This window comes from Mangrovivirga cuniculi (assembly GCF_005166025.1).
GTDB classification, from domain to species: domain Bacteria; phylum Bacteroidota; class Bacteroidia; order Cytophagales; family Cyclobacteriaceae; genus Mangrovivirga; species Mangrovivirga cuniculi.
The window spans coordinates 3,387,193-3,400,081 of record NZ_CP028923.1 but is presented as its reverse complement, the minus strand read 5'-3'; the positions used below and the strand labels follow the sequence as shown (position 1 = coordinate 3,400,081).

General features: G+C 38.1%; 8 protein-coding genes. 5 read left to right on the top strand and 3 right to left on the bottom strand.

The annotated features are described in order from the left end of the window. Positions 1-155: 155 nt before the first annotated feature. From DCC35_RS14955 to DCC35_RS14945, 3 genes are read left to right on the top strand one after another with little or no spacing between them, the layout of a single operon-like run. A complete protein-coding gene (locus tag DCC35_RS14955) occupies positions 156-1,946 on the top strand; it encodes a glycoside hydrolase family 15 protein (RefSeq protein ID WP_137091567.1) in 1,791 nt (596 codons plus the stop codon). Beyond that, positions 1,943-2,884 carry an alpha/beta hydrolase gene (locus DCC35_RS14950; RefSeq protein ID WP_137091566.1) on the top strand — a complete coding sequence of 314 codons (942 nt, stop codon included), beginning with the start codon at positions 1,943-1,945 and terminating at the stop codon, positions 2,882-2,884. Before DCC35_RS14955 ends, DCC35_RS14950 begins: the two co-directional genes overlap by 4 nt. Positions 2,885-2,936: 52 nt before the next feature. After that, positions 2,937-3,653, top strand: coding sequence for an SDR family oxidoreductase (locus DCC35_RS14945; RefSeq protein ID WP_137091565.1), 717 nt, complete (start codon positions 2,937-2,939; stop codon positions 3,651-3,653). A gap of 47 nt (positions 3,654-3,700) precedes the next feature. On the opposite strand, the gene DCC35_RS14940 is transcribed toward DCC35_RS14945, so the two are convergent. From DCC35_RS14940 to DCC35_RS14930, 3 genes are all read right to left on the bottom strand, one after another. Next, entirely contained in the window at positions 3,701-5,875 is a 2,175-nt protein-coding gene (locus tag DCC35_RS14940) for a bifunctional alpha,alpha-trehalose-phosphate synthase (UDP-forming)/trehalose-phosphatase (RefSeq protein ID WP_137091564.1), read from the bottom strand. Between the two features lie 140 nt (positions 5,876-6,015). Next, positions 6,016-6,822 carry a 3'-5' exonuclease gene (locus DCC35_RS14935; RefSeq protein WP_137091563.1) on the bottom strand — a complete coding sequence of 269 codons (807 nt, stop codon included), beginning with the start codon at positions 6,820-6,822 and terminating at the stop codon, positions 6,016-6,018. 2 nt (positions 6,823-6,824) lie between these two features. Continuing rightward, complete coding sequence (locus DCC35_RS14930) at positions 6,825-8,189, bottom strand: UDP-N-acetylmuramate--L-alanine ligase (protein WP_137091562.1); 1,365 nt, start codon at positions 8,187-8,189, stop codon at positions 6,825-6,827. 260 nt (positions 8,190-8,449) lie between these two features. Between DCC35_RS14930 and dnaB the strand changes: the two genes are divergently transcribed. Next, positions 8,450-10,075, top strand: a complete 1,626-nt coding sequence (gene dnaB, locus DCC35_RS14925; protein ID WP_137091561.1) for a replicative DNA helicase — start codon at positions 8,450-8,452, stop codon at positions 10,073-10,075. Positions 10,076-10,160: 85 nt separating this feature from the next. Then, positions 10,161-12,152, top strand: a complete 1,992-nt coding sequence (pulA, locus tag DCC35_RS14920) for a type I pullulanase (RefSeq protein WP_137091560.1) — start codon at positions 10,161-10,163, stop codon at positions 12,150-12,152. Positions 12,153-12,889 lie beyond the last annotated feature (737 nt).

Below are 12,889 nucleotides of genomic sequence, written 5' to 3'. Positions count from 1 at the left end.
CCGAATGGTCTAACTTTTATAAATTTTACATTAAATCATCATAAACTTAAATGATTGTTGGATGTTAGATCTATAAGTTCTATTTCTTGGATAATGATTTCAAGATTCGGCATAAACCGGTTAACCTTGACCTTTTACAGGAAAGAATAAGATTAATGAAAAAGAAAAAACATATATATCCTCACGCTATCGTCGGAAACTGTGCTTTTCTGGCATATGTAAATAAAAATACGAACATCGATTGGATGTGCTGGCCTCGGTTTGACAGCTCATTTATTTTCGGAAGGATGCTGGATCAACGGAAAGGTGGTGAGTTTTCAATACTTCCCGATGATGATGGCGGGTTTAGCAGTAAGCAATATTATATAGAAAATACTAATGTAGTCAGAACAGAAATTGAAACTTCCGATGGTAGTTATCGGGTTACTGACTTTGCTCCAAGATTTTATCAGAATGACAGGTATTACAAACCGCTGATGATGATCAGGAAAATCGAGCCGCTTTCCGGAACACCCAGGATAAAAGTGAAATGTAATCCTGTTGGTAATTATGGTGAGATAGTACCCGAAGCTCACAGAGGTAGTAATCATATCGAATATCTGGGTCTCGAACAAAATCTCAGGCTAACCACCAATATCTCTCTAACATATATCGAAGATGAAAGAGGATTTGTGTTAAATGAACCAAAATACCTTGTGTTAACTTATGGTGCACCGTTGGAAGCATCTATTGAGCGGACATCGGAGAGGTTTATGAATGAAACCATCTTGTACTGGAGAGGATGGGTAAAAAGTACCAGTATAGGTAATTTCTATCAGAAAGTTATCATTCGATCGGCACTCGCATTAAAGATTCACCAATATGAAGATACCGGTGCTATCATTGCAGCGGGTACTACGTCGTTGCCTGAAGCTCCTGGAAGTACTCGAAACTGGGATTACCGGTATTGCTGGATGAGAGATACTTTCTATACTTTAAATGCTTTTAATAGTATTGGTCACTTCGAAGAGGTAGAACAATACTTTCAATATATCGCGAATATCTCAGTACAGGAAAGTGAAAGATTTCAGCCACTTTATAGTATAAGTGGTGAGAAATCTCTAATCGAACATATTCTGGACCTTGAGGGGTATATGGGTAACCAGCCTGTGAGAATTGGTAACCAGGCCTATGAACATATCCAAAATGACGTTTACGGCCAGGTTTTAGTTTCTTTATTACCTCTGTATATTGATAACAGGTTTATTATAGATGAAAGAGCTGGTAGCCATAAGCTGATCAATAAAATGCTCGGACTCATTAATAAGACACTGGACGAGCCTGATGCAGGTTTATGGGAATTCAGAACACTTGCACAAGAGCATTGCTACACTAATCTTTTTCAATGGGCTGGAGCAAGCGCAGCATTGAAAATCGGACGTCATTTAAAAGATGATGAGATTATTTCTCAGGCAGAAGACCTGGTATCCAGATCCACGGAAAAGATTGAAAAATGCTGGGATGACGAGCGGGGAGTTTATACTCAGGCTATAGGAAGTAAACATTTGGATGCATCTACTCTCCAAATGATTATGATGAATTATATTCCTCATAATAGTGATAAGGCTAAGAGCCATCTTAAAAACCTGGAAATGGAATTATCTGCAGATAGCGGGTTGTTTTACAGATATAAACATGCCGATGATTTTGGAACCCCTGAAACAACATTTTTAATAACAGCGTTTTGGTACGTTGAAGCTCTTACTTGTGTGGGTAGGATCGAAGAAGCCATAAAAATCTTTGAAGAGCTGATCAGTTTTGAAAATCACGTAGGCTTATTAAGTGAGGATGTCGATGCGGAGTCAGGTTCTCAATGGGGTAATTTCCCTCAGGCTTACAGTCATGTAGGGTTAATCAATGCTGCAACAAGAATATCCAGAAAATTAGATAAACCCTCATTTTTATGATTAGAGCCCTTTTATTCATTCTGATCTTATTTCCATTTTTTTATATTAATGGTCAGACCGAAAAAGTTCTTTCAATTACCAGGGATAGCCTGGATTTAACAGGTACCCTTCTTTTACCTGAAAGTTCAGATAAAGGTGTTTTGGTTATCATTACACCAGGATCAGGACCGGTTAACCAGGATGGTAATATGCAAATGATGCAAACTTCTTACCTGAAGGTGTTAGCTGAAGAACTTGCGAAAGAAGGAATAGCTTCATTTAGATATAATAAGCGATCTATTGCCTTGTTAGAAAGTGGTAAGATTAATGAGCTTATCACATTTGATAATTTCATCAATGATCTGGAAGCATGGAGTTTACAATTAGATAGTTTATATCCGGATTATGAGCAAGTTTTACTTGGTCACAGTCAGGGCGGCTTGGTGTCTATGGTAGTTGCCGCCAGAGATTCAGCTCCAGTTAAAGGTGTTATTAGTCTTTGTGGTCAGGGTTACAGAATAGATAAAGTATTAATCGAGCAGCTTGAACCCCAGGGCCCGGGTATTTTAAAATTAAGTCGTAGCTATCTGGATACATTGATTGCAGGCGATTCGATTATGCAACCTCATTTATTATTAAAATCAATTTTTAATCCACAAGCTCAATATTTCATCAAAACATGGTTGAAATATGATCCTCAAGAAGTGATTAATGAGATTGATATTCCTGTGCTCCTGGTAGCTGGCACGAAAGACCTTCAAGTTAAACCAGAACAATTAAAGGCGCTATCCAAGGAAAGCCGGATTGCTGAATATAAAGAAATTGAGGGAATGAATCATGTGCTTAAGGATATCGAGGGTGGTTATCAGCAAAATCTTGATAGTTACTTTAATGAAGGGCCATTGCATCATATGTTACTCCCGGTTTTAACTACTTTTATTAAAAAAGAGGTTAAATAAACAAGTTCTAAGTATTCTTGTTAGAACTAAAAGTTTGACGAAATATTTTAATATGGAAATTAAAGATAAAACTGTTTTAATCACCGGAGCGAGTAGTGGAATAGGAGAAGCGACAGCCAGGCTTTTGGCGGAAAAAGGTGCTAATGTGGTGCTGGGAGCAAGACGACAGGATGAAATAGAAAAAACAGCCTCAGAAATAGGAGAGAGGGCACTGGCTATACAGTTGGATGTAACCGATAAATCTCAGGTTAAGAATTTTATTGATAAAGCTATTGAAAAATTCGGATCAATCGATGTTCTGATCAATAATGCAGGGGTAGGTTACCTGGGGCCTGTAGCAGAAGGTAAATTGGAAGATTTTCACAATATGTTTGATGTGAATGTAAATGGATTGCTTTCATGTATTCATTATTCTTTACCTCACCTTCTGAAATCTTCAGGGCACATTATTAATCTTGCAAGTGTTGCAGCGCATGATGTCTTTCCAGGTAGTGTGGTGTATGCAGCAAGCAAACATGCTGTGGATGTGATCACCAGAGGTATAAGGCTTGAATTAAGAGATAAAGTTCGAATCAGTAATATTTCTCCGGGGGCGGTAGATACTGAGTTTAAAGATCATACCCATCATAAAGAAACAGCAGAAAAATTTGAAGACTATTTTTCCGGAACGGTTTTAAAAAGTAAGGATATAGCAGAAAGTATTTACTATATGCTTTCACAGCCTGATCATGCAGTGATAAATGAAATAATTATCAGACCTGATAGATAAAAAAAAGCCGGTTTAAACCGGCTTTTTAAATTTCTTATATAGATTTATTATAATAGACTTTTGAGAAGTACACGAACCTGATCGTGATCTTCTACGGAATAGTCAGCGTTAGAATTTCCAATACCTACCTTTATTGTAAAAGCTTCATCAGGCATAACACTAAAAGTGTCCTCATCTGTTTTATCATCTCCGATTGCGAGGTTAAATTCGGCCGGAAATTTTTCTATCCACTTCTGAGCTGCACGACCTTTATTGACCTGGCTGTTTTTAATTTCAACCACCATGTCACCTTCAAGAACCATCAGATCCATCGGTGCAGCTAAGTATTTAAGATGGGAAGTTAATTCTCTGGCCCTCATTTCACCCAGGCCTGTTTCAACTTTACGATAATGCCATGCTAATGAAAAATCCTTTTCTTCAATGAATGAGCCGGGAGTACGATCTACATACCTATCCAGCACCGGTTTTATCTGATCTTTCCAGGACGGATCTAATTTGGTGATGTTTTTCCAGTTGGAACCTCTTTCTCTAAGCCAGACACCATGCTCACAAATTAAATCTATATCAAGACCGCCTAGCCATTCGTTAAGGGTGTTTTTATCTCTGCCCGAAATAACTACTACCCTGTTCTTATCATCCTTGCTTAAGTCGTCAAGCAGGGATACCAATTCTTCATCAGGAGCAACTTTTTTTGGATCATTGTTAAATCCAACGAGGGTTCCGTCATAATCTAAAAACAAAACTCTTGAATCGGCTTTTCTGTATTCATCTTTAATAGTTCCGATGGCATTCAGGTCGATCATTTTAGTTGCTTGTTGTTTTTGTTCTTCTTTAATAAAAGTTAATCTATCCATGAATAGCTTTACCCAATGATGAATATTGTATTTTTTAATCGAATCATTCATAACATCCAGATGCTTTTTTTGCTCTGGTGCAGGCATTGTCAAGGCCCGGTATAATGCTTCGACCATTTGTTTCTGATTATTTGGATTTACCAATATAGCATCACTTAGTTCTTTCGCAGCTCCGGCCATTTCACTAAGTATCAGCACGCCCCGGCCTTCATGAGCCTTACTGGCTATATATTCCTTACAAACCAGGTTCATACCGTCACGCATTGGTGTAACTAATGCTACGTCACTCATTCCATAAAAAGCTGAAATGGCGTTGATTGGAAGTGATCTGTAGAAATAATGAATTGGTGTCCATTTTATACGGCTGAATTTACCATTAATGCGGCCGACTAATAATTCAATTTCTTCTTTTAGTTTTTTGTATTTTTCTACTTTATCCCTTGAAGGAACGACCTGCAAAAGTAGAGAGATTTTTTCTCTGTACTCAGGGTAGTTAGTTAGAAAAGCTTCAAAAGCAGCAAGTCTTTGGGGTATGCCTTTACTATAATCCAGTCTGTCCATAGAAAGTATCAAACGCACATCTCCCAGTGATTCCCGATACCGTTTCTCTCTTTCACCAGTTTCATCAGATATGGCGAGACCGGAATATTTATCGTAATCTATTCCCATTGGGAAGCTATCAACAAGGACTGATCGATTTCCAACTTCAATAATTCCGCTGGAATTACTTTTTGCGACCACACGACTCACTGCACTTAAAAAGTGACGCATATCATCATAGGTATGGAAACCAATTAGGTCTGCGCCAAACATACCCTGAATCAATTCTCTTCTCCAAGGCAGAAGCCTGAAAACCTCGAATGAAGGAAATGGAATGTGCTGGAAAAAGCCAATTGTGATATCCGGGAATTTATCCCTGATCATCTGGGGTACTAGTAAAAGCTGATAGTCATGGACCCAAACGATATCACCTTTTTCTGCTATGCTTACAACAGCATCTGCAAATTTTTGGTTTACTCGTTTATAGCTTTCCCAGAATTCGGGTTCGTAAACAGCGTATTGAGAAAAGTAATGATATGTAGGCCAGAGTGTTTCATTACTGAAACCTTCATAATAGTTATGAATTTCTTCCTGAGTTAGAAACACAGGAAGCATGTTTTCTTGTTTAAGTCTCAGTGTTACATTTGATTCCTCGGTGGAATCTGAAAAAAATGCACCAGGCCATCCGACCCAAACATTATCACCTTCTTTATAAATAGAACCTAACCCTGTGGCAAGTCCACCTTCACTGGGTTTGAATTTCATGCCTTCTGCTTTCTTTTCAACCCTCAAAGGCAACCTGTTGGAGACAATAATTATTTTTGACATAGCAGATTTGATTTCTGTCATTTATACTACTAATAATTATCCAGTTCTCCTATAAAAAAACAGCCCTTTTAACTAATTAAACACGATTTTTAAAAATCGATAATTAGTTAAAGGGCTGTTAAAAATTTTGTAATTGCTAATTATTTCTTGTTAAAATCGCGTAGCTTGATCTGAGTCAACTTGCGTTTTGTATCTAATGGAAAATCTCCACGCATCATCCAATCGTAATATCCCGGCTCTTTCTTAAGTACGTCGCTAACTAGTTTTCCACGGTGCTTACCAAAGTTAAATACCTCTTCTCCTTTATTGTTGAAAACGATTCTACCTGCTAAATCCACCATTTTCTTATTGGTCAGTGCATGGATTTTATCCATATCATTTTCTAATACACCAATTTTTTTACCAAGAAGATCTTCGACTTCCATTCCCTCATACCTTTCAAGCTGGGCATTTAATACATCGAATGTCGCAAGTGTATCAGCTTCGGCACTATGTGCTCCATCGAGAGTTTTATCACAGTAAAATTTATATGCTGCAGATAAAGTTCTTTTTTCCATCATAAAGAATATTTTCTGAGCATCAACAAGTTTTCTGTTACTGAGGTCAAAGTCAATATCCGCTCTTAAAAATTCTTCAACGAGCACAGGTACATCAAATTTTACAATGTTATATCCTGCAAGGTCTGCACCTTCAAGAAATTTAGCCAGTTCTTTTGCTACTTGCTTAAATGTCGGAGCATCCTTAACATCCTCATCCCTGATACCATGTATTAATGAAACCTCTTCAGGAATCGGCATTTCAGGATTTAGTTTCATTGTTTTTATATCTTTTGTGCCATCAGGCATTGCCTTGACAATCGAGATTTCAACGATGCGGTCGTGGCTGATATTAGTGCCTGTAGTTTCAAGATCAAAAAATGCAAGAGGGCTCTTGAGATTTAAATACATATTTATAAAAGTTTTTCTGATAGATTGTCAATGTTGATACCGTCAAAGTTACCGGAACTCATCATCAGTAAGTTTGTATTACCAAGATCAAGTTCTTCCAGATATGATTTTAATTCTCCACTATCTTTAAAAACTTTGATTTCATCATCATTAAATGCTTGTTTTACTTCTTCAGGGTTCAGATCATCAAGCCCTTTTATAGCAATGGCTTTGGGATTAAAATATACCAGTTTTTCATCAGCCGATTTAAGTTTCCCTTTGTATTCTTTCAGGAAATCTTTACTTAAACTGCTATAGGTATGTAATTCCATACATGCAATTAGTTTGCGGTCTGGATATTGATTTTTTAAAGCTTTGGTAGTTGCTTCAATCTTTGATGGAGCATGAGCGTAATCCTTATATACTGCTCCATTAGTACTATATCCTACCAGTTCCATTCTTTTTGAAGCACCTGTAAATGATCCGATAGCATCGTAAAACTCTTTATCCTGAACTGAGATACGAGATAACACTGCTTTTGCGCCTGCTATATTTTGAAGGTTATGTATACCAAAAACACCTAATTCGATATCACCAAACTCGGTTTTTAAATATGTTTTACCATCTTTTACATAATGATCGGGAGTAGTGTAAGGTACTCTTACAACATCTTCCCGTTCCTTATTCCCAATAACGCTAACAAGATTGTCATCTTCATTAAATACAAGAGACCCGGCTTTTGGAGTTTGATCAGCAAGTTTATCAAACTGAGCAACATAATTGTCTCTATCAGGATAAATATTTACGTGATCCCATTCAATTCCTGAGATCAAGGCAATATGATGGTGGTAATGGAGAAATTTCGGAGTGTTATCAAGTGCTGAAGTAGAATATTCATCACCTTCAATAATGATCAATGGAGCATCAGAAAGTTTGACCATTAAATCAAAACCATCAACTTTAGCGCCTACCAGGTAATCGAAAGGTTTGCCAAGCTTGTTAAGGACATGCATGATCATTGAAGTGATAGTCGTTTTTCCATGACTACCGGCAATCACGATCCGCTGCTTATTCTTACTTCTTTCATAGATAAATTCCGGGAAAGAGTAAATGGGAATATTTAGTTCTTTTGCTTTTAATAATTCCGGATTATCTTTTTTGGCATGCATCCCGAGGATTACAGCGTCAATATCGGAAGATAATTTTTCCGGGTACCAGCCCTCTTTTTCAGGTAGTAACTCATTTTCCCTGAGAGTTGACTTAGAAGGTTCGAAGAAAGTATCGTCTGAACCGGTGACCTGGTAACCATCATTTTTCAGATTTACGGCAAGATTGTGCATTATGCTGCCGCCTATGGCGATAAAGTGAACTTTTTTTATGTTTTCCATTGGCAGTATTTGTCTCAATTAATCAATATGTAGTGGGGAATTCCCCGGTTTTATAGATACAAAGATATCATAATTTGCAAAAGATCGTTTTCAAAATGAAATTCATTGCGAATCTTTGCGTTTTGAATAGATTAATTTAATTAATTTTTAGTTGGTTTCAGTCTGAAAATCAGGATTGTGGATAAGTCTGTGGATATTGCAGTGGATAAAAACAATCTACTAAATGGCAGACCACTCAAATTAAAGTGTAGTTTTGTTCTATGGATAATGAAAATGTTCTGGCAGGTAAGGGAAACAGAAAGCAGCGAAGGCCTGCTGTACCTGAAAGTTTGAAGGGATTAGGAAAAGTACCACCAAAGGCTACGGATCTTGAGCAGGTAGTATTAGGAGCATTAATGCTTGAAAAGGATGCTTTAACAGCAGTAATAGATGTATTGCATCCTGAATCTTTCTACAAGGATAATCACAAAGAAATATATAAAGCGATCGTAACGCTCTTTAATGAGTCGGAACCGATCGATATGGAAACGGTAGTAAACCAACTCCGTAAAAGCGGAACCTTAGAGTTTGTCGGTGGTGCATATTATATCGCCGAACTGACTTCAAGGGTTAACTCCGCTGCTAACATTGAAGCTCACGCCAGAATTATTGTTGAGCAGGCTATCAAGAGAGAATTGATATCTGTCTCTTCTGAAATCCAGGAAATGGCTTTTGAAGATACTACTGATGTCTTTGAATTGCTAGACAAGACCCAGGGTCATTTATTTGAGATCAGTGAAAAAAGTATCCGTAAGTCTTATGCCGATATGAAGTCGATCATGAAAGACGCCTTAACTGAGCTTGAGGCCAAGCGTGATCAAAAAGAAGGACTTACAGGAGTGCCTACAGGTTTTTCAGCATTAGACAGAGTGACATCAGGATGGCAAAAATCTGACCTCGTAATTATTGCAGCACGTCCTGGTATGGGTAAAACTGCTTTCGTAGTTTCTGCCATGCGTAATGCTGCAGTAGATTTTGCCAAAGGTGTGGCAATATTCTCTCTTGAGATGTCTGCCGTTCAGCTTGTAAACAGGATGATTTCTGCTGAAGCTGAACTGGAATCTGAAAAACTTAAGAAAGGTAACCTGGAAGATTATGAGTGGGAACAATTAGTTCATAAGACTACTCAATTAACCGAGGCTCCGATATTTATCGATGATACTCCGGCCTTATCAGTGCTTGAGCTTAGGGCTAAATGTCGTCGACTAAAGTCTCAGCATGATATCCAACTGGTGATCATTGACTACCTTCAGCTGATGCAGGGAGATTCTTCAAGTAAGGGAAATCGTGAACAGGAGATCGCTACAATTTCACGTTCATTAAAAAACCTGGCTAAGGAACTTAATGTGCCGGTAATTGCACTATCCCAGTTGAGCCGTGCGGTAGAAACCCGTGGGGGCGATAAGAGACCACAGCTTTCTGACTTGAGGGAATCAGGATCGATCGAGCAGGATGCCGATATGGTAATGTTCCTTTATCGTCCGGAATATTATGGAATCACTGAAGACGAAGATGGAATGCCAACGACCAATATGGGTGAGGTGCTGATTGCAAAACACAGGAATGGTTCGCTGGACACAGTCAAACTTAAATTTATCGGTAAGTATACTCGATTTACCGATCTTGATGATAGCGGTTTCCAGAATACTGCCGGTTCCGGTGGATTTTCATCATTTGAAAATTCAGGAGGTGGTTCCGGAGGAGATGATAGTGGTGCAATTTTCGGATCAAAGATTAATGATGATTTTGATGATGATTTACCACCACCTTCTGGTGGAGGGTTTGGTTATGGTCCTGGAGAAAAAGGTGGAGGACTCGACCCGACAGAAGATGATTCTCCATTCTAGATAAAAATTATATATAAATAAATATTGTATGTTATTGAGACCAGGGTTATTTTACCCTGGTTTTTTTAATTATTGACTCCCAAACATGAAAATAAACTATTATTTTATATTTACAGTATTTGTAATTACGGTCTCTTGCGCTAAGAAAAATGATGCTAATATGAATGATGAGTATCCCGTATACTTAGAGGATGATCTTGGCCTGACCTACTCACCTGAAAAAAGCACATTTAAATTATGGGCACCAACTGCTGAAAAAGTTGATTTGATTTTTTACGATAAGGATCTTGATTCTAAAGAAACTGATCGTTATCCAATGAAACCAATTGAAAAGGGTGTTTGGGAATTTGTGTACGATGGAGATGCGAAAGGTATCTACTATACATACCAGGTAACAGTCGATGATGTAGAAATGCAGGAAGTTCCGGGACCTTATGCGAAGGCAGTTGGGACGAATGGTGTAAGAGCACAGGTTGTCGATCTATCAGAAACAAATCCCGATGAATGGGATAATGACCAGGGCCCTGAATTAAAGAACCAGGTGGATGCTGTGATTTATGAATTGCATGTAAGGGATTTTTCTAAACATCCGGAAAGCGGAATGGAAAACAAAGGCAAGTTTATTGCTTTTACAGAAGGAAATACCACCACAAAAAACGGAAACCCTTCCGGATTAAATTACATTAAAGATTTAGGAGTAACACATTTGCATATTCTTCCATTTTTTGATTTTGCTTCAATCGATGAAACCCTTAAGGATCCAAATTACAATTGGGGATATGATCCGTTGAATTACAATGTGCCGGAAGGAAGTTTCAGCACTGATCCATCAGAGGGAAAAGTGAGAATTAAAGAAGCAAAACAAATGATCAAGGCAATCCACGATGCAGGTATGGGTGTGGTGATGGATGTAGTATACAATCATACTCACAGTGTAGATGGAATGTCATTTCATGAAACAGTGCCAGGATATTATTATCGGTATAATAAAGATGGTAGCCTTTCAGATGCTGCAGCATGCGGAAATGAAACAGCTTCTGAAAAGCCTATGATGCGAAAATTTATTATCGAATCACTGAAATACTGGATGACAGAATACCATATTGACGGTTTCAGGTTCGATTTGATGGGTATTCACGATATTGAAACGATGAATCAGATCAGTGCAGAACTAAGGAAAATAAACCCTGATGTTCTGCTATATGGAGAAGGATGGAAGGCCGGATCGTCACCACTACCGGATAGTGTTTTGGCTTTAAAAGCAAACACTAAAGAACTAAAAGGAATAGCTGCATTCTCTGATGATATGCGTGATGGAATTAAAGGATCCGTTTTTGAAGTAGAAGAAAAAGGATTTGTATCAGGAGCTGAAGGACTCGAAGAAAGCATCAAATTCGGAGTTGTAGGATCCACTAAACATGAAGGAGTTGATTATACTGCGGTGAATTATAGTGACAGTCCCTGGTCTGATTCGCCAAATAAGACCGTTAATTACGTTTCATGTCATGACAACAACACGTTGTTTGACAGACTGAATTTGTCGAATGGTGAAGAAGATAGTGAGGAGGAGATATTAGCCATGCACAAACTGGCTCTATCGATGGTGATTACCTCTCAGGGAATTACCTTTTTACATGCAGGATCAGAGATGGCCAGAACCAAAGACGGAGTAGAAAACTCATTTGAATCACCGGATTCGATCAATCAAATCGATTGGGACCGACAAGTAAAATATAAAGAACTGAAAGAGTATATGGTTAATTTATTGAAAGTTCATAATGATCATCCGGTATTCAGGTTGCATAGTCAGGAAGAAATCAGCAAGTCAATCAAATTTCATTTAGATGAGGATAATGCACTGGTATATGAGATCGATGGTAGTAAAATAGAAAACGAAGATTGGAAAAAGGTAATAGTAATTTACAACGCCAGGAAGGAGCCACTGGAATTTGATCTACCGGAAGGAGACTGGAAGGTAATTGCATATAAAGAGAAGGTGGATGAGACAGGTATTGAAACACTTTCAGGATCAGTTGGGGTTGAGAATGTTAGCATGATGATTTTGGTGAGGGAATGAAAGTATAAGGCGATACAATCGCCAACCTCAAGCATCCTCGTTGCAAACGAGGACGATTGGCTGCTTTCCCTTATGATATTGCTATTTTTTTGAAGCTACTTAGTTCAGTTTATTAATTATAGCTACATTATTTATAGAAGTTAAAATCTATAAAAATGCTCCATCGCCCTTGTTTAGCGAAGCGTAACGAGGGTGGGAAAGAGACCAGCGTTTGTAACGCTGAAATTGCTGCTTCAAATTATTTGGTCCAAATCGTAAATAAAAACTGCTACATTGCTTGCCTGTGTCCCCACAAGTAAGGTATAATTGCCTTTACATTTCTAGTGAGGACACTTGAAATCAGGGACTGAGATTATGCTGCTGCTCGACATTTGCAATGTCGTGCTGTTATCATAGGATCTGTGATCCGGATTAAATAACATTGTTGAATAACCATAAAATTATTGTTAGTTATGAGGCAAGTATGGATGGATTACAAATCCACCGATAAGGCTTCGGAATTGCAAATTCCGAAGAGCGTTTTTTATTAAACAATAATTGCTTGCTTGTGTCTCCACAAGCAAAGTGAAAAATATGCTATACATTTCAAGTGAGGACACTTGAAATCAGGGACTGAGATTATGCTGCTGCACGACATTTGCAATGTCGTGCTGTTATCATAGGATCTGTGATCCGGATTAATTTGCAATTATCCAAGTGCTGAATTTGGGCACAAGCGAGACGCTTGCGCCAGTGGT